The following is a 21,442-nucleotide window of genomic DNA, read 5'->3' as shown; positions in this document are numbered from 1 at the left end:
CGGCCCGCGCTGACGCTCCGGCCGGTCCGGGGCCGTGCAGGAGGGTCCCCGCAGGGTGACGAACGGATACCCGGGTTCGTATCCGGTCCCGCCGAACGTTCGTTGCCCGAGGAGACACTCCGGAGGGGCCCCGGACCAACCCCGAACGGGGCAACCAAGGACCGCGGCACCGCAACACAGCCCGTCCGGCGTTTGAGGACGGAACCCTCAGCCCTCAACCCGCGAACGCCGTACCCGGCACCCCTCGCCCCACGTCCGGGAGGACCAACAACGAACCCGACAACGGATGCGGCGCCACCAGCCCCGTACGAGCCGTCGACACGTACAAGTCACGCAACCCCGGTCCACCGAACGCACAGGCCGTCGGCCGCCGCACAGGCAGCACATACGTCCGGTCCAGGCGCCCGTCGGGCGCGTACCGCCGCACCGCGGCCCCGTCCCAGAGCGCGACCCACACGCCCCCCTCGGCGTCGACCGTCAGCCCGTCCGGCGTACCGGCCCCCGCCTCGATCACGGCGAACGGCCGCCGGTAAATGGCCCGCTTCCCGAAGAAGTCGAGGACATCGATGCGGCCGGTGGCCGAGTCGATGTAGTACATCAGCCGACCGTCCGGGCTCCACCCGGTGCCATTGCTGCACCCGACGACGCCCAGCGCGTCCTTCGCTGTTCCGTCCCCCGTGACCCGCGTCAGGCTCCCGCCGACCTCGTCCTCGTTGTAGCGCATGGTCCCCGCCCACAGGGCCCCGTCCGGCGCCACCGCCGCGTCGTTGCCGCGCCGCCCCGGGACGGGGTCGTGGACCAGCCAGGAGAAGGCGCCCGCGGCGTCGTACAGTCCGATGCCGTCGCGGAGGTTCACCACCAGCCCGCCACCCGCACGCGGCTTCGCCGCTCCGACGTGCTGCTCGGTCGCCATGACCGTACGACGGCCGGTTTCGGGGGCATACGTGTGGATGCGCGAGCCGAGGATGTCGACCCAGATCAGCCGGCCGGTCGAGGCGTCCCAGGTGGGCCCTTCGCCGAGCTCCGCCTGTTCCCGTACGGCTGTCTCGACGGTGTGCTTCACGCCTGCACCTTGCGGTGTCCGAGCCGGGCGGAGAGCGCGTCGGCGCCACCGGCCGCCAGCCGGGCCAGTTCCGCTTCGCGCTCCTCGCTCCAGCGGATCATGGGTACGGAGATGGAGAGCGCGGCGACGACACTGCCCGCCCGGTTCCGTACGGGCGCGGCCACACAGCTCACGTCCGGGTTGGACTCCCGGTGCTCGACCGCGATGCCGCGCTTGCGTACGGCGGCGAGCGCGGCCCGCAGCTCCGCGGCATCGGTGACGCTGTTCTCCGTCATCGCGACGAGCTCGCGGCCGTCGAGCCGGGCGTCGAGCTCGGCCTCGGGCAGGGCGGCGAGCAGGAGCTTGCCCACGGAGGTGCAGTGTGCGGGCAGCTTCCGGCCGGCCGCCGAGACCATCCGGACGGCGTGGGTGGAGTCCACCTTGGCGATGTAGATGACCTCGGTGTCCTCGAGGATGGCCACATGGACCGTCTCCCCGCAGCTCTCGGCAACCTCGCGGGCCACCTGCTGCCCCTCGGCGGCCAGATCGAGCTGCTCGGCGTACCGGCTGCCGAGCTGGTACGTCCGTACGCCCAGCCGGTAGCGGCCCGGCTGCTCCGGGATATTCACCAGGTAGGAGCGGGCTGCGAGAGTGGTGAGCAGTTCGTGGACGGTGGTGCGTGGCAGCTGAAGCTTGCGGGTGACTTCGGGGGCCGAGAGGGTTCCGTCACCCTGGAGGAAGAGTTCCAGTACATCCAGCGCCCGGGTCACCGCTGGGACGAGTCGTCCCATGTTCTCCCACCCATTTCGTTTGTTCGACACTCCGGCCAATGACCGGAATCACGAACGCAGGCTAGCGGCAGGGAACTTGCCAGGGCAACGGCGAGGACCGAAGCCGGTCACGGGATCGCAGGGCGATTCGTATGGACTCTGTGTGATTTGGTGGAGTTCGTGGGGTCGGGATCACGCGTGCGCGCCTCCTGGTTCGACGCGGCACGACAGGGTATTCGCTGTGCCATGCCGTCCTTGAGAACCCCCTCCACCTCCACCGTTCGTTCGCCCATCCGTCTGACGGCCTGGCTGCGCCGATGTGATCTCGCAGTCTTCGCGAGCGTGGCCGGCCGGCACTGGCCGGGCGCGGAGCCGCTGCTGCCGCGGCTGAGCCGCAGCGCGAACCACGGGCTGCTGTGGTTCGGCGCCGCGGCCGGCATGGCCGCGCTCGGCGGCAGCCCGCGGGCCCGCCGCGCGGCGCTGCGCGGTGTCGCCTCGCTGGCCGTCGCCTCGGCCACGATCAACACCGTGGGCAAGGGTGCCGTACGCCGGGAACGGCCGGTTCTGGACGCGGTTCCGGTGATACGGAGGCTGAAGCGCCAGCCGTTCACCACGTCCTTCCCGTCCGGGCACGCGGCGTCCGCCGCCGCGTTCGCCACCGGTGTCGCGCTGGAGTCGAAGGGCTGGGGCGCGGTGGTCGCCCCGGTCGCTGCGGCGGTCGTCGCCTCGCGGGTCTATACGGGGGTGCACTATCCGAGCGATGTGCTGGCCGGTGCGGCGCTCGGCGCCGGGGCGGCCTTCGCACTGCGCGGGGTCGTGCCGACGCGGGGGCAGCTGCCCGCGCCGGGGAGGCCGCCGGCCGAGGCGCCCGTACTGACGGCCGGGCGGGGCCTCGTGGTCGTCGTCAACCGGGAGTCGGGGTCGGCGACGGCGGCCGCCTCGCTGGTACTGGACGCGCTGCCGCTCGCCGAGCTGGTGGAGTGCGCGCCCGCCGACCTGTCCGGGGCGCTGGACGAGGCGGCCGGGCGGTGCCTGGTGCTGGGGGTCTGCGGGGGTGACGGGACGATCAACCGCGCGGCTGCCGTCGCGACGGCGCACAAGCTGCCGCTGGCGGTGTTTCCCGGCGGCACGCTGAACCACTTCGCGTACGACCTGGGTATAGAGACCGTGCAGGACACGGTGGCCGCGCTCGCCTCCGGCAGTGCGGTCAGGGTGGATCTGGGACGTATCCGGCCGGGACCGGGCGGGGCCGACGGCTGCTTCGTCAACGCGTTCAGCCTCGGCGTCTATCCAGAGCTCGTGCGGACCCGGGAGCGTTGGGCGCCGCGTATCGGTGGCTGGCCGGCGGGTGTCCTCGCGGCGTTCGAGGCACTGCGCGGCAAGAGTCCGCTGGAGGCCGAACTCCAGGGACGGCGGCGGCGGTTGTGGCTGGTGTTCGTCGGCAACGGCACGTTCCAGCGGATGGGCCCGATGCCCGGTCGCCGGCACAACCTGGCGGACGGCCTGCTGGACGTACGGGTGGTGCACGGTGGCCGCACTCCGGGGCTGCGGCTACTGGCCGCGGCGGTCGCCGGTCCGCTGACCCGGTCGCCCGTCCATGCGGCGGTGCGTCGGCGGCGCGTCCGGCTCTCCGGTCTCGCGCCGGGCACCCCGTACGCGTACGACGGTGAAGTGGCCCATTCGGGGACGGAGTTGACGATCGACAAGCTGCCGGAGGCTCTCACGGTCTACTGCCCGATGACCGTGTGACCACATCGCGAGACGCGCATCTCATTATTCGACACAGCGAAGTACCGTGTCCTCACCTGCTGTCGAAGCCTTCCCGAGAGAGGACGTGCGGTCATGTCGAAGGAGACGGCCGTCTACACCCATGGTCACCACGAGTCCGTACTGCGCTCGCACCGCTGGCGGACCGCGGTCAACTCGGCCGGCTATCTGATCGGTGAACTCCGGCCGGGCATGGCGGTGTTGGACGTCGGCTGCGGCCCCGGCACCATCACGGCCGATCTGGCCGCCCTGGTCGCTCCGGGGCGGGTGACCGCCGTCGACATCACCGACGACATCCTCGGGCAGGCCGCCGAGGTCGCCGCCGAACGGGGCCTGGACAACGTCGAGTTCGCGACGGCCGATGTGCACGCCCTGGACTTTCCCGACGACTCCTTCGACATCGTCCACGCCCACCAGGTTCTCCAGCATGTGGGCGATCCCGTCCGGGCGTTGAGCGAGATGCGCCGGGTGTGCAGGCCGGGCGGCATCGTGGCGGCCCGTGACAGTGACTACGCCGCGATGACGTGGTTCCCGGAGGCCGCGGGTCTGGCGGAGTGGCAGGAGCTGTACGGGCGGGTGGCCCGTGCCAACGGCGGCGAGCCCGACGCCGGACGACGCCTGCTCTCCTGGGCCAGGCAGGCCGGCTTCACCGACATCACCCCGACCGCGGCCGCCTGGTGTTTCGCCACTCCGGAGAGCCGCGCCTGGTGGAGCAGCCTGTGGGCGGACCGTACGACGGCTTCGGTGTACGCGAAGCTCACGGTCGAGGGCGGCCACGCGAGCGCGGAACAGCTGACGGCGATCGCCGCCGCCTGGCGCGCCTGGGGCGAGCAGGACGACGCATGGTTCATGGTGCCGCACGGCGAGATGCTCTGCCGCGTCTGAGGGCCCCGGTCCGGCAGGAATCGATCACATGCGCCGAGGCGGCCAACTACCCTCGTGGGCATGGAAATCCTCGGAACCACGCTGCGTATCTGCGTCGACGACCTGGACGCATCGGCGGCCTTCTACGAAGGCCTCACGGGCGCCCCGGCGCTGCGCTTCGAGCGCGGCGGGGTCTCGGTCGCCGCGATCGGCTGCTTTCTCCTGATGAGCGGCCCGGAGTCGGAGCTGGAGGTCCTGCGCAAGGTCTCGGCAACGATCGCGGTCAAGGACGTCGACGAGGCCCATGCGGCTCTGACCCGGGTGGGGGCGCGGATCATCGCCGGTCCGGTTCCCACCCCTGTCGGACGCAATCTGATCGCGCTGCACCCCGACGGCTCGGTCTTCGAGTACGTGGACCGCAACCCGGTCGTCTGACGGGTTCAGTTCCCGGGGAGCGAGCGCGCCAGCACCTCGTCGGCCAGTTCACGCGTGGGCCGGCGGCCGTCCAGCAGGACGGTCCCGGCCCACAGCGTGCCGGCGGCGGCCACGCACCCGGCGATCTGGGCCTTGCCCCACTTCCGCGCGGCCTCGTCGCGCGCGGTGTCATCCGGGTTGACGACCCGTTCGTCGAGCCGCCGCTCCAGTTCCGCGGCGGGCGCATCGAGGAAGAAGTGACGCGCCGTCACCTTGGCTGTGTCGAGGGCGCCGAAGATCTCGTCGGCGTACCGGGGTACCGGGGGGCTCGACCACGGTCATCGGGACCAGTACCGGTTTCCCGTACTCCTTCAGCGAGGAGTTCCGCGTGGAGCCGTTCGCCGTGCCGGTGAGCGATTCGGCGTTGTACGGCGTCGAGGCGGCGGCGCAGCGGGGAGTGTTCGTCGTGGCCGGGCTGTTCCGCTCCCGGGTCGACGTTCCAGTCGCAGGCCGGACACCACGTGACGAACCGTTCCTCCGGCTGTACCGGCGCCCCGCACTCCGGACACGCCACGATCTGGCGGCCGGGGGGCAGCGGTGAGCTGCTCCGGTGATCAGTGCTCCGGACGCATCCGGTAGTTGTACGCGTCCGGGAGCGGGTCGTCCGTGACGGATTTCCAGAGCTCGCCCAGGATCTCGGCGCCTTCCCGCAGGTCGGCGACCTCGAAGCCGGTGTCGAAGAGGGCGCGGACGGCAGCCGTGTCGCCCTCGGCGAGCAGGATGCGGGCTTCCAGGAGGCGGAAGCGGCCGCGGCTGCGGAGAGTGGGGGTCAGGGCCGACCAGGTGCGGCGGGCGGCTTCGGGTCGGGCTGCGGCCAGTTGGGCCTCGATCGTTTCGCGGGCGAGGGCGTCCGTCGCCGCTGCCCAGGTGTCCTCGCCATGCTGTGCGGACAGGTCGTCGAACGCTTCGCCGTAGTGGTCGGCGGCCCGGCCGGCCTGGCCGCTGTCCTTGGCCGCGACGGCGAGGCAGCGCAGGAGGGGCCAGCGGGAGCGGGCGCGGGGCAGGCCGCGTTCCCAGCTGCGGACGGCCTGGGCGCGGTCGTCGGCGTGCCATTGGGCGACGCCGAGGTGGTATTCGGTGAGGGCGTCGGCGGGGGCCGTCTCCAGCATGTCTCGCCAGTGCGGGGAGACGAGCGAAGGGCCCGGCGGGGTGACGTGGTGCGACTCGGGGAAGACGCCGGAGCGCAGCAATTCCAGCCAGGGTTCCTGCTGTTCACCGAGGGTGGACGGGGGAAACGGGGTGCCGGGGAGTTTGTACCCGGCCCGCTGGACTTCGAGGGCTCCCCAGCCGGAGCCGGTGGCGAGTGATGCGCCCGGTTCGGTGTCGGCGCAGGCGCGCCAGGCCTCGTGGGCGGCGTCGACGGCGGCGCGGGACAGGGCCTGCTCCAGCCGTCCCTCGGCCTCGGCCCTGGCGCGGCCCCAGTCCGCGCCGTGCACGGTCGCGGGGTCCGCGGACAGGGGGCCGTAGGACTCCAGCCAGCTGAATTCGCCGCCCGGTTCGAGGGGGACGTGCTCCAATTGGGTGCGGGCGAGCCCGGCCTGTATCTCCGCGTAGCCGCCGGTGCCGGGCTCGGTCAGCCAGCGCTGCCAGCGGCGGCCACCGGGACCGCTGCCCCAGAGGAACAGCTTGCGGCCGCGCAGGAGATCCGTGGACGTCTGGACGAGTCCGTTTCCGTCCTCGTCCAGGGAGGCGATCCAGCGGCGGGCCCCGTCGGGGACCTCGTAGAAGTAGTCGGCGGGGTGGTCGCTGCGCAGTGGGTACGTACGATCGGTACCGCCGGTCTCCGGGACGGGGACGCGGCTCAGCGCCCGCTCGTAACCGAAGTGCCATGCCTCGTCGGCGGGGGCCAGGACGCGGGTCCCCGCGCTCTCCGGAACGGCGATGTTGGACCACCAGTAAACGGGCGCGGGGTGCTCGTGCGGGTTGCGGATGCGTACCCCGACGTGCAGGAAGTCGGAGTCGTCGGGAAGCCACAGGTCCACCTGGAAGGGCAGGTCGCGCAGCCGCTCCCACTCCCAGAGGCGGACCATGGTGCCGCCGTCGGGGGCGGGGACCAGGGCGGCGTGGACCGGGGCGCAAGTGAGGGTGGTGTGGCCGGTGGCGCCGATGTTCCACTCGATGCCACCGGAGAACCAGGCCCCGTTGAGCGCGAATGCGGCGGGCTGGAACACCGGGTTGCGGTAGAGGAGTTCGCGGCCGGTCGGCTTGTGGTGCAGGGAGTGGATGCGGCCGCCGAGCCCGGGGAGGACCGTGACGCGCAGCCGGTCGTTCTCGATGACGATGGTGTCCAGGGCGGTGGGGGTGCGTTCGCGCCCGTAGCCGTCCAGGATGCGCGTGGGCAGGACGGTGCGCAGCGGTTCGTGGCCCAGCTGCCGTGCCATGTCGCGCGGCAGGCCGGCCCGCTCCCGGTGGTCGAGAACGTGCGGTTCGTCGAGCGGCCGCAACGCGGGCAGCGGATTCTCCGGGCCCAACGGTGCTGCGGGCAGGGTCAGTACGGCACGTCGTACGGTCGTGGCCAAAACAACCTCGCTCCCTCGCGCGGGCCGCCACAGGTCCGGGCGCCCCCCGATGACCATGGAACACGCTGGACGCCGCCCCGACCAGGGGGCGCAGCCGTCAGTCTTCGGCAAAGGCCCCGACGACGAGGTCGGTGAGGAGGGCGCCTGCTGTGCCGTCCGGGTCGAGGTCGGGGTCGTAGACGGTGACGTTCATGCCGACGCAGCGGGACGAGCGGACCAGAGTGCGCAGGAGGGGGGCGAGTTCCTCGGGGAGCAGTCCGCCGTCGTCGGGGCTGTCGACGGCGGGCATCACGCTCGGGTCGAGCACATCGGCGTCGAGGTGGACCCAGAATCCGTCCAGCGCCGGAACCTCCAGGGTCTCGACGACGGCTGCGGCGAGTGCGGCCGCGCCCCACGTGCGGATCTCCCCGACCGTGGCGTTCGGGATCTTCAGAGCGGTCATCTCGGCGCGGTCCTCGTCGTAGTCCCGCATGCCGAACAGTCGGACGTCCTCGTCCCTGAGGTAGGGGCGCAGCCCTTCCAGGTCGCTGAGGTCTGCTTGTCCGCGCCCGGTGGCGATGGCCAGTTCCTCGCCGGCGGCGGCGCCGATCCGGGTGTCGTTGCCGAGGTGCCGGAAGTCCGCGGAACCGTCGACGGCGGCGAGCCCGTAGCGGCCGATGCGGCGCAGGGCGAGGGTGGCCCCGAGCTGGATGGAGCAGTCGCCGCCGAGCACGAGGGGGAACTCACCGGCCCGGACGTGCTGTTCGATGCGGTCGGCGAGGGTACGGGTGTACGTGGCGATGGCGGCGGCGTTGAACACGCCGTCGCCCTCCTGCCAGTCGCCCCGGTCGTATCGCGGGGGTACGACGACGCCGCCCTCGAACGCACCGAGCCGCTGCACGATCCGCCGCTCGCGCAGCGCACCCGCCAGCTTGTAGCAGCCGGGGACGGTGCCGGGGGCCGGCGGCCGAAGCCCCAGGTTGGAGGGCGCGTCGAGGACCACGATATTCCGCATGCATCGCATCCTTGTCGTCGTAACCTGCTCCCCGCAATGCACTGAGGACAGGGAAAGGCGGCACAGAGGATGAGCACGCAGCACACGTACCGGGTGATCGTGCGGGGGACGTGGGAGGCACTGACGGACGAGGCGCAGGCCCGACTGCTGTCCGAGGTGGAGCAGCACGGCCTGACGGCGATGCAGTTCAGCGAGGAGGGCTCGCTGACCTACGACGCCGCTCTGAAGCACTTCAGCTTCCGCTACGTGGTGGTGTCGGACGTGGAGGACGGCGAGGAGATGGCGGCGGCAATCGCGGAGGACCGCGCCGAGACGGATCTCAAGGGCCGGGGGTGCGGCCATGGCGGGCTGCGCTCGACCGTGACGGACATGGACACGATGAAGATCAACTACAAGGGACGGCGCGGGTCAGGGGCTGCGTGACGTCGCGCCAAAAGTCCCTGGCTCAGCCCGCCTCTGGGTACCGCAATCAAGGTGCGCGCAACGACTCCGCTGCCCCCTGTGTACCTCCGGCAACACGATCTGGGGGGCCAACGCCGCCGGGGCGAGTGACGCCGCCGTACTGCGGACGATTCCCGCGGTACGGGACTTCGCCCCAGGCGGCAGCAGGTGGCGGCCGATGCCCGACACCCACACCGTGCTGTCCTCGCAGCATGCCCGCGAACTCATGGGCCAAACGAGCGTCCGACAGCTCACCCCCTTGGCGGACTACTGGATTTCCACGCCGTGACCAGCCCGGCGAGGGCGTCGGCGGCCTCCTCGGCGTCGCGGCCGTCGTCCGCGCGGGCGTGCCGGGCCAGCTCGACGTGGACGAAGCCGGCGTGTTCGCGCTGCGCCGAGCGGCCCTGGACGTTGGTCGTGCCCTCCAGGGGGCAGCGTGCCGCCCAGGCCCGGCAGACCCGCAGCCCGTCGTCGTCCATGCGGTCGGCCATGGCGGCCACCTCGGCGGGCGCGGTCTCGATGGCGCCGGTGGAGACGACGGCGTCGTGGGGGCGGTCTGAGGAGTCGGTGAAACCGTGCAGCTGAACGCCGGGCACCCCGCGCTTCTGCAGCTCCACGACGACCGTGTGAAAGGCGCTGTCCTCGCGGTGGGCGACATCGGCGGCGTCGCCCTCGCCGGCCCAGCGGTGCGTGCCGGCGAGGACGAGGGCGCCGCCGGGATTCTGCTCCAGGAGCCGGACGCCGAGGGCCTCGGTGTCGCGGTCGGAGACGGGGTGCGGGACCTGGACGTTCCAGCGGACGGTGGAGTCGGCGTTCAGGTACAGGCGGCCCCAGCGGGTGCTCTCGCCGGGGCCGGTGGCGGCGATCTCGTCGTAGCGGCGGCCGGAGTCGGTGTCGGTGAGGCGAGTGAGGCCGAGGCCGAGCGGTGCGAGCTGCCGTTCCGCCTCCTGGGCGTCGCCCGACAGCAGGCTCCCGACGGCCTTCGCCAGCCGCGCGCGCTGCGCCTTGCCGGGCGGAGTGTAGGGGGAGCCGGCGCGGAACTTCGCCGTGTATCCGAGAATGCGGCTGCGCAGGTCGACCAGTTCCCGGGCGCGCGGAACGGAGTCCCCCGCGGTCGGGGACGTGTCGGCCTGGCAACCGAACAGAGCCAGGAGCAAACCTACTTGGGCGAAAACGCGTAGGAAATGTGACCATCCCGTGATCGCAATCCGATGGGTGCCCGTGAAGTCCATGTAAATATGATTCGGTGACATTCCGTAAGTCTCTCCGTATGGGTCGTTCGCTGGCGGTACTGGCGATGGCCACCGGCCTGACCGTGTCGTGCGGCTCCGAAGCCGCGCAGCCCCAGGCCAAGGCCGGCGGCCGCAGTTTCACCGTCGCCGCGGCCGGCGATGTCCTCATCCATCCCGAGCTGGTCGAGCAGGCCGCCAAGGATGCCGAGGAGACCGGACACGGAGAGGCCGGACTGGACTTCGGGCCGCTGCTCGCCGGGGTGAAGCCCGTGATCAGCAAGGCCGACCTGGCGATCTGTCACATGGAGACGCCTGTCGGGAAGCCCAAAGGACCGTTCCAGGGATACCCGGAGTTCCTGGTTCCGCCGCAGATCCTGACCGCCCTGAAGGACGTGGGGTACGACACCTGCTCGACGGCCTCCAATCACACCTTCGACCACGGACTGAACGCGGTGCGGCGCACGCTGGACGCCATGGACGAGGTGGGCCTCGGGCACACCGGGTCGGCGCGGACGCCGGAGGAAGCAGAGCAGATCAACATCCGTGACGTCAACGGCGTCAAGGTCGCCCACCTCGCCTACTCCTGGGAGTCCTTCCTCAACCCCACGCCCGAGAAGGAGCGCTGGGCCTTCAACCGCTCCAGTACGGACGAGGTCAAGAAGGCCGAGAAGCGGGCCCGCGACAAGGGCGCCGAGGTGGTGATCCTCTCCCTGCACTGGGGCCTGGAACATTACAACGAGCCGAGCGTCCCGCAGTTGGACATGGCCCAGCGGATCACCGAGGAGACCGGGGTCGACCTGGTGATCGGGCACCACGCCCACGTGGTGCAGCCGATCCAGAAGGTCAACGGCACCTGGGTCGCCTACGGCCTCGGCAACCAGGTGGCCCGGCACTCCTCGCCGACCGGCCTCACCGAGGAGGGGGCCATCGGCTGGTTCGAGTTCCACGAGACCGCCGACGGCTGGGACGTCTCCGCCCGCTACCGCACCACGCTGGTGGACATCCCGCCCGAGATCGAGGCCGGGGAGAAGGCGACCGAGGGCGCAGTCGAGGACCTCCGGATGGTGGACGTCCAGCAGGCGCTGGAGAACCCCGAAGGGCTGTCCGACGACCGGATCGCCCGCTACCGGCTGGCCGAGGACCGCACGCGCGGCTTCCTCTACAACCGGGGAACGCCGGGCGGTGACGGCTTGAAGCGGCTGTCGCTGGAGAAGTGACCAGGGCCACACACCCCGGCGTGCCGACGGATACAACCTTGTCGGCGTTTATCAGTCTTTTCTGTGACGGCGTCTCGCAGCCGAGCGACAGCGGTGCTTCCTCCGGGCGCTGAGCACCCGCAGCGACCAAGGAAGAAGACCGGTGACATCGACTCCTGCCGCGCCCCTCGTGCCGAAAGGCCGGCGGCGCAGCCGCAGACGCGCGGACATGCCGCTGCTGGGCGGCATCCGGCCGCCGATCGCGCTGTTGTGCGTGCTGATCCTCGCCCTCGCGGGCCTCACGGCCAAGGTGCTGGGGCCGGGCACGGAACCGGTCGTGCCGAAGGCGGTGCTCTCCTCGCAGCAGTACTTCGCCCAGGACGGCGCCATCGCCCTGCGCGCCTCGATCGACGAGCGGGTCACGGACCTCGAGCGCACCGCCACCGCGCTGAACGCGGGCGGTCCGGCGGACCCCGAGCGCGTTCTGTCGGACCTGAGCAAGGCGTACCAGAAGTGGACCGGCACCACGGTGCTGGACCTGGAGAGCGGCAAGGTACTCGCCGCCCGCGGGGAGCGCATCCCGCTCGCCTGGCTGGACAAGGACGTCCTCACCGGTGACAAGGCACTCACCCCGCGCATGGTGCGGCTGGAGACCGGCGACGTGCGCCTGATGACGATGGCCGTGCTGGACGGGAAGGAGGGGGCGCAGCAACTGCTGATCGCCTCCAACAGCCTCTCCGTGCCCTCCATCAACCTGGGCCCGTTCCGCAGCATGGCCGTCGTCGCGCGGGGTGGGGAGGTCCTCGCCACCGCCGGCTTCGAGCAGTCCGAGGCACTCAACTCGGACGCGGAGCGCGTGGAACTCACCTTCCTGCAGAAGCAGATGACCCGGCTGTCCGACCGAGCCGCCGAGGAGACCGAGCAGAACCCCGTCAGCGCCCGGGAGCCCGGTTCCCGCGGCTATCCCGGCGTCAGCGGAACCCTGCTGGGCGAGGACTACAACGGCCGCGTCGCCACCGCGGGGTATGCCTCCCTCGCCGCCTCCGACCCGGAGGACGGGGAAAGCGTCGCCGCCGGCCTCGGCCTCACGGTCGTCGCCATGCTCCCCGTGGTCCAGCAGCAGACCGTCACCGAGGACAGCCGGCAGCTCTTCGGCCTGCTCGCGGCGGGCGCCCTGGTCCTGCTCGGACTGCTCGCGGTCGCCGTGCTGTGGATGACCGTGCAGCGTCCGCTGCTCGGACTGTTCCTGGAATCCCGCCGGCTCGCCCGCGGCGACCTGATCCGCCCTGTCACGGTGCCCCGCTGGGGCGAGGCCGCCCGCATCGGCTCCGCGCTGGAGCGCACCCGCGGCCAGCTCGGCGGCGTGAGCGCCCCGGACGGTGCCACCGATGCCCGCCCGGCCGGCAGGTTCCGGGGCGGTGCGCGCGGGCCGCTGGCGCTGACGGCGGTGCTCCTGCTGCTGTGGTGCGTCCCCGTCGGACTCCTGCTCAACCGCACGGACGGGACCGTCAGCATCCCCGCCGTCATGGTCAACGACCAGCGCGACCGCACCGACCTGGTCGCCGACCGGGCCCGCCGGGCGCTGAACGAGGCCCAGGCCGACCTCGTCTCCACCTCACGCCTGATCGACACCGACGACCCCGCCGCCACCGAGACCCTGCTGACGAACGCCCTGCGGGAGCACACCCGCTACCAGGCGCTGTACGTCGTCGGTGAGGACGGCGACATCGTCGCCCGGGCCGGCGACGACCCCCACACGTGGAGCGCGGAGAAGGACCGGTCACTGGTCCGCGTCTCCGGCAAGGGCGAGAAGAAGCCCGTCGTCCAGACCGGGGCGCCCGTGCCGGAGCACGAGGGCATGACCCTCGTCGGCGAGGTGCGGGTGGAGTTCCTCAACTCGCTGCTGAAGCGGCCCGGCCTCGGCGAGGTCCGGATCGTGAACGCCGACGCGCGGACTCTCGCCGCCAGCGACGGTTTCCTCGCCTTCGAGGGGCTGCCGAACGACGCGCTGCCCGACCTGGTGCGCGCCGCCAATGTGCAGGTGGGCTCCGGGCCCGTGGAGAACGGCCTGCTCATCCGGGACGGTGGCGCCGTCACCGTGGCCGCCGCGGCGCCGTTCACCGGCGGCGGCGTCGCCTCCGACCTCGGCTGGACTGTCGTGAGCTGGCAGAACGCCGGCCAGTTCGAGATCACCGCCTACGAGCGCGAGGACCGTAGCGTGCTCGCCAGTCTGCTGGGCCTCGCCCTGATCGTGGTCTGCCTGGGCTGGATCCACCTCGTCGTCGTACGGCCCCTGCGGGCCCTCGCAGCCGGCGCCGAGAAGCTCGCCGACGGCGACCTCAAGACCGTGCACTACCCCCGCTACCAGGACGAGGTCGGCGCCGTCGTCCGGAGCCTCGAACTGATTCGCCAGCAGTTGCAGGCCCGCCGGCAGACCCAGGCGCGCCGGCCCGCCGAGCCCCGGCCCGGCGCCGGAGGAAGGTGACCAAGCGTGCTCTACCTCTACTTCGTCCTGTTGATCGGCAGTCTGTTCCTGCTCGTCGCGGGCATCGTGGAGCAGCGTCGGCACTACGCCGCGCTGCACACCATCCCCTCGCGGGTGCTCGTCAACGGCATCCGCGGCAAGTCCTCCATCACCCGGCTCTGCGCGGGCGCGCTGCGGGGCGGTGACCTGATCACCGTCGCCAAGACGACCGGGACGGCGGCCCGCTTCATCCACCCCGACGCCACAGAGGAGCCGGTCTACCGCAAGTTCGGCATCGCCAACGTGGTGGAGCAGATCGGCATCGTCCGCCGGGCCGCCACCTACCGGCCCGACGCGCTCGTCATCGAGTGCATGGCCGTGATGCCGGCCCTCCAGGAGGTCAACCAGAGCAAACTGATCCGCTCCACCATCGGCGTGCTGTGCAACGTCCGCGAGGACCACCTCGCCGAGATGGGCCCCACCCTCGACGACGTGGCCCGCTCTCTGTGCCGCTCGATGCCCCAGGACGGCATCTGCGTCACCGCCGAGAAGGAGCGCTTCCACATCCTCCAGGAGGAGGCGGACGCCCGGAACTGCCAGTTGGTGTACGCCGACCCGGAGACCGTCAGCGACGATGAGCTGCGCGGCTTCAGCTGGTTCACCTTCAAGGAGAACGTGGCGATCGCCCTGGTCCTCGCCGAACTGCTCGGCGTGGAGCGCGAGGTCGCCCTCCAGGGCATGTACGACGCCCCGCCGGACCCGGGCGTGCTCTCCGTGGAGCGCTATGTGGCCCCCGACGGCAACCGGCTCGCCTTCGCCAACGTCTTCGCGGCCAACGACCCCGAGTCGACGCTGATGAACATCAACCAGCTCCTCGACCTCGGTGCCATCCGCCGCCCCCTGAACGTGGTGATCAACTGCCGCCCCGACCGCGTGGAGCGCAACGGGCAGATGGGCGAGATCATCCCCGACCTCCAGCCCGACCACGTCTTCGTCATCGGGCACCCCGCCAAGAGCGCCATCGACGCCATCCCCGCCGAGTGGCGGGACCGGGCGGTCGACCTGGGCGGCGAGAAGCGGTCCGCCGAGGAGTTCATGCCGGCCCTGCTCGGCCGCATGTCCGACGGCTCCTGCCTGGTGGCCATCGGCAACATCCACGGCCAGGGCGAGGAGCTGCTGGAGTACCTCGCCGAACTCCCCGCAGACGAGAGCGATGCGGACGAGGAGACACCGAACCCCGCCGTCGCGGCGACCCCGGCGCAGGCGCCCCGCCTGGACCCGTTCGCCTCATACCCTCCGGCGTACGAGGAGCGCTACCAGGCTTCGCGGACCCAGGAGATCCCGGTGGTCCGCATCCCGGCCCAGACTTCACGGCCTTACCGGCAGCAGCACGAACCCCACGAGCAGTCCGCACAGCAGGAGCGGTACAAGCCCTTCGAGCAGTACGCCGACGCGCCGCGGCAGCAGCCGAACGAATCCGCCCAGCAGACCTGGCCGCCCTACGACGAGCCGCACGACGACGCCCGGAGACCCCGTTGATCACCGCCGCACTGACCCCCGAGATGGCCGCCCTGGGTATCGCCATAGGGTTGTTCTTCTCGCTGCTGTGCTACCTCACCACCAACCTCTCGCCCGGCGGCATGATCACTCCGGGCTGGCTCGCCCTGACGCTGATCGAGGACGTCCAGCGCGCGGCCATGGTGGTGGGCGTCACCGCCCTCACCTACGGCGGCACCAAGATCATGCAGCGGCTGGTGATCCTCTACGGCAAGCGGCTGTTCGCCTCGGTGGTGCTGCTCGGCGTGCTGCTCCAGAGCACGGTGATGATCCTGCTCTCGCTGGAGTTCCCACTGCTCTACGGCAACCAGACCCTCGGCTTCATCGTGCCCGGCCTGATCGCCTACCAGATGGTGCGCCAGCCCAAGGGCCCCACCCTGCTGGCCACCGGCACGGTCTCGCTCATGGCCTACATCGTCGTCGCCGCCGGGCTGCTGCTCGGCATCATGCCCGCTGTCTGACAAGCCGACCCAGAACAACCGAGGAGTAACCGATGGCAGGGAAGAAGAAGTCGCGGCCCGTTGTCTCGGGTCTGGTGGTGCTGGCGCTCGTCGCGACCTCCGGCTACCTCACCCTGGAACTGCGCAAGCAGGAGGTGCCCGGGGTGACGGAGGTCCGCAACGTCGGCGTCCTGGACGGCGGCGAGGGCTCAGGCTCCGCCTCCGACGACAAGGGCGAGGCCACGTGGTCCCGGCTGGAGAACCCCGCGCGCTCGGTACTGCGCGGCTCCGACGGCCAGATCAAGGCGGTGTTCACCGACGGGGCGCGCCTGGCCACACTCACCGGCCCGGCCCGCACCTTCACCGAACCGGCCTCGACCTCCTCCAAGGTCTCCACCACGGACTGGGTGCGGCTGATGCCTGAGTCCTGGAAGAAGGGCGCCGAAAAGGAGAAGTGGTTCACCGACTGGCACGCCGAGTACGAGAACAGCAAGGAGGACGACCTCTTCGCCATCGCCTTCCAGTACGTGGCCGGCGCCCCGCAGAAGAAGGACGAGCAGGGCATCGCCTACGCCGGTGACGCCAACTTCGGACCGCTGAACACCACCGGCGCAGAGGGCGGCGACCTGCGCCTGGAGCAGTCCGACTTCTACGACTACCTCGGCCTGCCCTACCCCTTCCGGAATGGCCAGACCGGCACCCCCGAGCCCCTGCGCGCCAAGTCCCTGGACTGCTCGGGATTCATACGGATGGTGCTCGGCTACCGCACCCGCTACCCGCTGATGCCCTCGGACACCTCCGGCGACGGACTGCCGCGCACCGCCAACGGCATGGCCCGCTCCGACGAGGGCGTCGACGTGCTCCCGCTGACCGGGGTGACGGCCGACGACCGGCCGTCCGCCATCGACCAGCTCCAGCCCGGCGACCTCGTCTTCTTCAAGCTGGACACCCGCACCAAGGACCGGCTCGACCACGTCGGCATAGTGCTCGGCTACGACACCGAGGGCCACCTGATCTTCGTCTCCAGCCGCGAGGAGGTCAACGGCCCGACCATCGGCGACGTCGGCGGGGTCTCCCGGCTGGACGGCAACGGCTACTACGCCAAGACGCTGCGCAGCGCCAAGCGGCTGTGACCGTGACTGCCCGCCCGGCGCCCCGGCGGGGCCCTACCGCTCGGCCGCGGCCGACGCCTGGGCCTCGCCGCGGCGGCGGATCTACCGGAAGGCGAACTCGCCGAGGTCGTCGCCGGTCCGGAAGGCGGCCGTGTCCTTCTCCGTCACGTCCTTGGTGCCGGTGAAGCCCGGTGACCGTGAAGCCGGTGACCGTGAAGGCGTAACGGCCGTAGGCGTTGGTCGTGGTCCGGCAGGATGTGCGAACCAGGGAGTGATTCGGTGACGTTGATAGGCGGAACTTTTCTGATCTCCGTGGTTGCAGCGGTTGCGTGGGACAGAGAGGAAGCGGTGTGGCGAACGCCTAACCGCTCTCCGGGCGAGCAGGGCCGAGGAGGACACAGCGGCATGGAAACGAACAGATATGTGATGCAGAAAGTTCCAAGCTGCTGGAACCTGTATCCGCACTCTTGGTCGGCGTCAGCCCGAGGCCCAGTGACGATCGGTAACTGGCCCGCTGCTGGCGCGAGAGCCCAGCGATCAAGACATGCGTGAGCCCGGCCGCGATGCACCAGCGGCCGGGGCTCGGCCGATGGCTCCGGACTCACTCGCCGTGACCTGGGTCTTCTTCTTGTCCGTGATCCGTGCCCTTCAGCCGCTACAGCGCGTCGACAGCGCTCACCTTCCAGCCCTGAGAGGTCGGCACCAGGGTCATCCGCACCCGGTTGAGGTCGACTCGTGGTCCGGAGACCTGGGTGCTGTTGGTCACCTGGTTCATGAAGAGCAGGATGACGGCCTTGTCCGGCGAGGCCGACACCACCGACACCGCCGCCGGCGCGCCGGCGCCCGGCGGTTTCGCCACCGTTGCCTTGACCACCCCGCGGTACTTCTTGGCGGTCGGTGCGACCACGGTCTTGGTCGTCTTGCCGTACTCATCGCGGAAGGAACCGGTGAGGTGGCCGCGCGCCGCGGCGAAGTCGCGGTCCAGGTGCCGGTAGTCGTACGAGAGGACGACGGGGGCGGCCTTGCGCGCTGCCGCCAGTGCGCCCGCGCGCGCCTGGTCCGTACGCCCGGCCTCCCGGTGCAGGAAGCCGAGTATGGCGGTGGCGGCCAGACCTGCGACGACGAGGACCGCGAGGATCGCGCTGAGGAGGCCGGACCGGTGGCGTGGCGGCTTCTCGGCCGGTGCCGTCCTGCTCTCGCTCCCGGTATCCGCGTCAGGTTGCGCCTTCGCCTTCGCGTCCGCCTCCAGCACGGACAGAGTTCGGGACGAGATGGTCCCGGGCCTGCCCGGGCGACGGGCCTTCTCGGCTCGCTTGGCTGCGGCGCGGGCGGCCGCTGCCACGCGAACGGACTGATTCGCCACGATGTCTCTCCTTGCGGGTGCTACGGGCAGTACGGGTGGTGGTTCAGCCGATGAACTCGACGTTGGAGGTCAGCCAGCGCCCGTCCTCCAGCACGAGGTCGATCTGCAGCCGGTAGTTCCGGGCCGTGCCCTCGGGAGCGGCGGTATTCGTCACCTTGCTGTCGGCCACCAACAGAACGCGGGCGGTGCGCTCGTCGGCCTTGGCGATGCCCGCGTCGAGCACCTGTCCCTCGGAGACCGACTTGTTGGCGGCGACGAGTTTCGTCAGCTCCGCGGTCTGCGCCGAGAACTGCTTCTCGAAGTCCCCGGTCGCGCCGTTCAGCACGTTCTTGCTGTCCCGGTCGTAGTGCCGGTAGTCGAGGGACGTGAAGTTGAGCGCCGATTGGCGGGCCGCGGCCAGGATGTCCTGGTGCCGCCGCTCCGTCTCATGGCGCTCGTACAAATGGACGCCCAGCCAGCCGGACGACGCCGTCAGCAGGGCGGCCACGACGGCGAGTCCCGCCGGGAGCGCCCTGCCGCGGCGGGCGGCGCCCACCACCGCGGTCCGGAGCCGGCGCAGGGGGCGCAGCGGCCGTGCCGCACGGGCCAGGAGGGTGCGGGTCATGCCATGGGTCCCACGAGCAGCCATTGCCATGAGTCCTTTCCGAACAGGCTCTGTTCTCCGCCCGTCGAGCCGATCTCGACGGGCATTCCGTCCGGGCCGGTGGCGGCGCCGGTGTCGGGGTCGTAGGGCGTGACGTACGACGACTGGCCGGCCCGGCCCGCCTGGCCCGAACTTCCCGAGCCCGGAGGCCGCGGGGCGTTCTGGGCTCCGCGAACCGAGGTGTCGCCACCGCGCGGGGCCGTACAGCGGGCGTCGGTGTTCGCCGGCCGGTCAGTGGTGTCCGCGGGGTCCCGCCGCTGGGTTCCGTAGCCCTGTCGGCAGGCGGGAGGGTCGTCGGCGTTGACCACCATCCCGAAGTGGGTGGTGCCGTCACCGGGAAGCACGGTGTAGCTGCCCGCGACCACCAGCGGGAAGGTGACCAGGGCCTGTTCCACGCCGGGCAGCCGGGCGACGGTGATCTGACCGCCGCTGATCAGATTTCCCAGCAGGACAGGAAGGTGGGTCTCATTGGCCTTCAGCAGCGAGTTCACCTGCTGGGCGGCGGAGGTGCCGTTGCCCATCAGGGCGCGGATGTCCCCGTCGCTGGCCTTCAACTGGGCGGTGAGATCTGCCAGATCGCGGGAGAACGACGTGATCGACGAGCCGCTGTCGGCCTGCGTCTTCAGCACCTTCCGCGAGTCCTCGATCAGCGAGATCGTCTGCGGGAGCGAGTCCGAGGCGGACTCGACCAGGGCATTGCCGGAGTCCACCAGCCGGGTCAGATGCGGGCCGGTGCCGGCGAACGCTTTGCCCAGTTCGTCGACCGTGATCCGCAGATCCTGCTTGTCCACCGAGTTGACGAGCCGGTCCAGGCTGAGGATCAGGTCGGTGGTCGGCAGCGGCACCCGGGTGTCCCGGCGGGCGATGGTGCCGCCGTCCCGGAGAAACGGGCCGCCAGTGGCACGCGGCTGCAGATCCACGTACTGCTCGCCGACGGCCGAGCGGTTCGCCACCACTGCCAGGCTGTCCACCGGGATCCGCGGAGCGTCCTCCAGACGCAGCGCCACCGAGACGCCACCGGAGCCGGTCAGCCGCAGATCGCCCACTCGGCCGACGGGCACCCCGCGGTACGTGACCTCGGCGCCCGAGTAGATGCCTCCGGAGTCGGCGAAGTCGGCCCGCACGGTGTAGCCGCGGTCCAGGATACGGTCGGCCAGCCCGGCGTACTCGGCGCCGACGTAGGACACTCCGAGGGTTGTGACGAGTGAGAAGGCGAGCAGTTGGGCTTTGACCGTTGGGGTGATCACGGTTGCATCCCCTTCAACATGAGCTCCGCGAGAGTGAGGTCGACACCGGGCGGGAAGCCGGTGCCGTCGCCGCCGTACGAGGCGTAGCTGCTGGAGCACACCGGCGGGCACAGCAGGTCACCGTCTCCTGGCTGCTCCGAAGGGGGTGCGGGTGCTTCCGGCAGCTCCCCTGAGCCCGGCGGCCGTGGGGCCTGCGGAAGGCCGGGTACGGGGGGTACTCCGGGCAGTTCGGGGGCATCGGGAAGCGGGGGTTTCGCGGGCTTCGTGGGCTTCGTGGGCTTCTCCGGGTCGTCGGCGAGATTGCCGTAGATGCTGTTGAGATCGAGATCGGCGGTGACCTCGAGATTGACGTAGTCGCCCTTGATGGCGCCCTCGACGTTGCGGGGGAACGGGTAGGTCGTCAGCAGCTCCAGAGCATTGGGCAGATCGCTGCCCGCCTTGTTCAGCTGCTCAAGAATCGGCCGCAGACTCCGCAGATTGGCGATCACATCCTTCCGCGATGCGTTGATCACCTTCGACCCCGTCGTGCCGAGCTTCGACAGCGAGGTGAGCATCCTGGTCAGTTCGGTGCGCTGGTCGGCCAGCACCTTCAGCGCGGGCGGCATCGTTTTGATGGCCTGGCCGATCGTGGTCTTCTCCTTCGCGAGCGTCTTGGACAACTTGTCGATGCCCTCCAGCGCGCGGACGATCTCGCCGCGCTGCTCGTCGAGGCCGCCGAGGAACGTGTCCAGCTCGGAGAGCAGGGATTTGACCCGGTTCTCGCGGCCGTCCAGAGCCTTGTTCAACTCCGTGGTGATGGTCTTGAGCTGGGCCACCCCACCCCCGTTGAGCAGCGCCGACAGCGCCGACAGCACCTCTTCGATCTCAGGGTTGCGTCCGCTGCGGGCCAGCGGGATCTTCGCGCCGTCGGTGAGTCTGCCCACGGGTTCGCCGTCCGTCGGTGCCGACAGCGCCACGTACTTCTCGCCGAGCATGCTGGTCTGCCGCAGCTCGGCGATCGCGTTCGAGGGCAGCTTCACCGAATCGGAGATGCGCAGCCGTACCCGCGCGTGCCAGCCGTCCAGTTCCACCCTCTCGACGGCGCCGACGGTGACGTTGTTCACCTTCACCGTGGACTGTGGCACCAGATCCAGAACGTCTCTGAACTCGACCGTGACACGGTAGGCATGACCGTCCGTGGCGGCACCGCCGGGCAGTCGTACGTCGTACATTCCGTTGAACTGGCAGCCGGTCAGCAGCAGCGGACCGGCAGCAGCCCAGAGAACTGCCCTCCGCGGACGGGAATGCGCCCGCCGTGCGGGCCTGTCCGGAGCAGTG

The 21,442-nt window shown here is 70.8% G+C and carries 20 protein-coding genes; 10 read left to right on the top strand and 10 right to left on the bottom strand.

What is annotated here, in order from left to right; genetic code table 11:
* Positions 1–214: 214 nt before the first annotated feature.
* Positions 215–1,063 carry an SMP-30/gluconolactonase/LRE family protein gene (locus ACFT7S_RS16885; RefSeq protein WP_382732277.1) on the bottom strand — a complete coding sequence of 283 codons (849 nt, stop codon included), beginning with the start codon at positions 1,061–1,063 and terminating at the stop codon, positions 215–217.
* Complete coding sequence (locus ACFT7S_RS16880) at positions 1,060–1,833, bottom strand: IclR family transcriptional regulator (protein WP_382732275.1); 774 nt, start codon at positions 1,831–1,833, stop codon at positions 1,060–1,062. The genes ACFT7S_RS16885 and ACFT7S_RS16880 overlap by 4 nt, the downstream gene beginning before the upstream one ends.
* 225 nt (positions 1,834–2,058) lie before the next feature.
* On the opposite strand from ACFT7S_RS16880, the gene ACFT7S_RS16875 reads away from it, so the two are divergent.
* The 3 genes from ACFT7S_RS16875 to ACFT7S_RS16865 all read left to right on the top strand — a co-directional run bounded on the left by ACFT7S_RS16875 (position 2,059) and on the right by ACFT7S_RS16865 (position 4,878).
* Positions 2,059–3,561 (top strand): bifunctional phosphatase PAP2/diacylglycerol kinase family protein, encoded by a 1,503-nt coding sequence (locus ACFT7S_RS16875; protein WP_382732273.1) that lies wholly within the window; start codon positions 2,059–2,061, stop codon positions 3,559–3,561.
* Positions 3,562–3,654: 93 nt separating this feature from the next.
* Positions 3,655–4,464 carry a class I SAM-dependent methyltransferase gene (locus ACFT7S_RS16870; RefSeq protein WP_382732271.1) on the top strand — a complete coding sequence of 270 codons (810 nt, stop codon included), beginning with the start codon at positions 3,655–3,657 and terminating at the stop codon, positions 4,462–4,464.
* A gap of 60 nt (positions 4,465–4,524) precedes the next feature.
* A complete protein-coding gene (locus ACFT7S_RS16865) occupies positions 4,525–4,878 on the top strand; it encodes a VOC family protein (RefSeq protein ID WP_382732269.1) in 354 nt (117 codons plus the stop codon).
* A gap of 5 nt (positions 4,879–4,883) precedes the next feature.
* Here ACFT7S_RS16865 and ACFT7S_RS16860 read toward each other — a convergent pair whose 3' ends face one another.
* Positions 4,884–5,129: a hypothetical protein gene (locus ACFT7S_RS16860; RefSeq protein ID WP_382732268.1), complete on the bottom strand. Its 246-nt coding sequence runs from the start codon at positions 5,127–5,129 to the stop codon at positions 4,884–4,886.
* A 116-nt stretch (positions 5,130–5,245) separates the two neighbouring features.
* Here ACFT7S_RS16860 and ACFT7S_RS16855 point away from each other — a divergent pair, with 116 nt between their 5' ends.
* Positions 5,246–5,458 (top strand): hypothetical protein, encoded by a 213-nt coding sequence (locus tag ACFT7S_RS16855; RefSeq protein ID WP_382732266.1) that lies wholly within the window; start codon positions 5,246–5,248, stop codon positions 5,456–5,458.
* Positions 5,459–5,471: 13 nt separating this feature from the next.
* Here the strand turns inward: ACFT7S_RS16855 and ACFT7S_RS16850 are convergent, their stop codons facing one another.
* Both ACFT7S_RS16850 and ACFT7S_RS16845 read right to left on the bottom strand, forming a co-directional pair.
* Positions 5,472–7,436, bottom strand: coding sequence for a DUF5107 domain-containing protein (locus tag ACFT7S_RS16850; protein ID WP_382732264.1), 1,965 nt, complete (start codon positions 7,434–7,436; stop codon positions 5,472–5,474).
* Positions 7,437–7,533: 97 nt separating this feature from the next.
* On the bottom strand, positions 7,534–8,430 hold the full coding sequence (locus tag ACFT7S_RS16845; RefSeq protein ID WP_382732262.1) for an arginase family protein: 897 nt from the start codon (positions 8,428–8,430) through the stop codon (positions 7,534–7,536).
* 69 nt (positions 8,431–8,499) lie between these two features.
* Between ACFT7S_RS16845 and ACFT7S_RS16840 the strand changes: the two genes are divergently transcribed.
* Entirely contained in the window at positions 8,500–8,853 is a 354-nt protein-coding gene (locus tag ACFT7S_RS16840) for a DUF6204 family protein (RefSeq protein ID WP_382732260.1), read from the top strand.
* 269 nt (positions 8,854–9,122) lie between these two features.
* On the opposite strand, the gene ACFT7S_RS16835 is transcribed toward ACFT7S_RS16840, so the two are convergent.
* Complete coding sequence (locus ACFT7S_RS16835) at positions 9,123–10,028, bottom strand: hypothetical protein (RefSeq protein ID WP_382732258.1); 906 nt, start codon at positions 10,026–10,028, stop codon at positions 9,123–9,125.
* 113 nt (positions 10,029–10,141) lie between these two features.
* Between ACFT7S_RS16835 and ACFT7S_RS16830 the strand changes: the two genes are divergently transcribed.
* From ACFT7S_RS16830 to ACFT7S_RS16810, 5 genes are all read left to right on the top strand, one after another.
* A complete protein-coding gene (locus ACFT7S_RS16830) occupies positions 10,142–11,320 on the top strand; it encodes a CapA family protein (protein WP_382732257.1) in 1,179 nt (392 codons plus the stop codon).
* A 208-nt stretch (positions 11,321–11,528) separates the two neighbouring features.
* Positions 11,529–13,784, top strand: a complete 2,256-nt coding sequence (locus ACFT7S_RS16825) for a HAMP domain-containing protein (RefSeq protein WP_382732303.1) — start codon at positions 11,529–11,531, stop codon at positions 13,782–13,784.
* 6 nt (positions 13,785–13,790) lie between these two features.
* Positions 13,791–15,302, top strand: a complete 1,512-nt coding sequence (gene pgsB, locus ACFT7S_RS16820) for a poly-gamma-glutamate synthase PgsB (protein WP_382732255.1) — start codon at positions 13,791–13,793, stop codon at positions 15,300–15,302.
* The gene (locus tag ACFT7S_RS16815; RefSeq protein ID WP_382732253.1) at positions 15,299–15,781 is read left to right on the top strand and encodes a poly-gamma-glutamate biosynthesis protein PgsC/CapC; all 483 of its coding nucleotides are present in this window, start codon (positions 15,299–15,301) and stop codon (positions 15,779–15,781) included. Before pgsB ends, ACFT7S_RS16815 begins: the two co-directional genes overlap by 4 nt.
* Positions 15,782–15,813: 32 nt before the next feature.
* Positions 15,814–16,893 (top strand): C40 family peptidase, encoded by a 1,080-nt coding sequence (locus tag ACFT7S_RS16810; RefSeq protein ID WP_382732252.1) that lies wholly within the window; start codon positions 15,814–15,816, stop codon positions 16,891–16,893.
* A gap of 634 nt (positions 16,894–17,527) precedes the next feature.
* Here ACFT7S_RS16810 and ACFT7S_RS16805 read toward each other — a convergent pair.
* The 4 genes from ACFT7S_RS16805 to ACFT7S_RS16790 are packed head-to-tail and all read right to left on the bottom strand — an operon-like array spanning position 17,528 to position 21,336.
* A complete protein-coding gene (locus ACFT7S_RS16805) occupies positions 17,528–18,235 on the bottom strand; it encodes a hypothetical protein (protein ID WP_382732250.1) in 708 nt (235 codons plus the stop codon).
* Positions 18,236–18,278: 43 nt separating this feature from the next.
* Entirely contained in the window at positions 18,279–18,839 is a 561-nt protein-coding gene (locus tag ACFT7S_RS16800; RefSeq protein WP_382732249.1) for a hypothetical protein, read from the bottom strand.
* The gene (locus ACFT7S_RS16795) at positions 18,836–20,125 is read right to left on the bottom strand and encodes an MCE family protein (protein WP_382732247.1); all 1,290 of its coding nucleotides are present in this window, start codon (positions 20,123–20,125) and stop codon (positions 18,836–18,838) included. The genes ACFT7S_RS16800 and ACFT7S_RS16795 overlap by 4 nt, the downstream gene beginning before the upstream one ends.
* Positions 20,122–21,336: an MCE family protein gene (locus ACFT7S_RS16790; protein WP_382732301.1), complete on the bottom strand. Its 1,215-nt coding sequence runs from the start codon at positions 21,334–21,336 to the stop codon at positions 20,122–20,124. Before ACFT7S_RS16790 ends, ACFT7S_RS16795 begins: the two co-directional genes overlap by 4 nt.
* Positions 21,337–21,442 lie beyond the last annotated feature (106 nt).

Origin of the sequence: Streptomyces sp. NPDC057136 (genome assembly GCF_042670885.1) — a bacterium.
In the GTDB taxonomy this organism is placed as follows: Bacteria; Actinomycetota; Actinomycetes; order Streptomycetales; family Streptomycetaceae; genus Streptomyces.
Note: the sequence above shows the minus strand (reverse complement) of the source record. Positions and strands in the feature narration are given on the sequence as shown.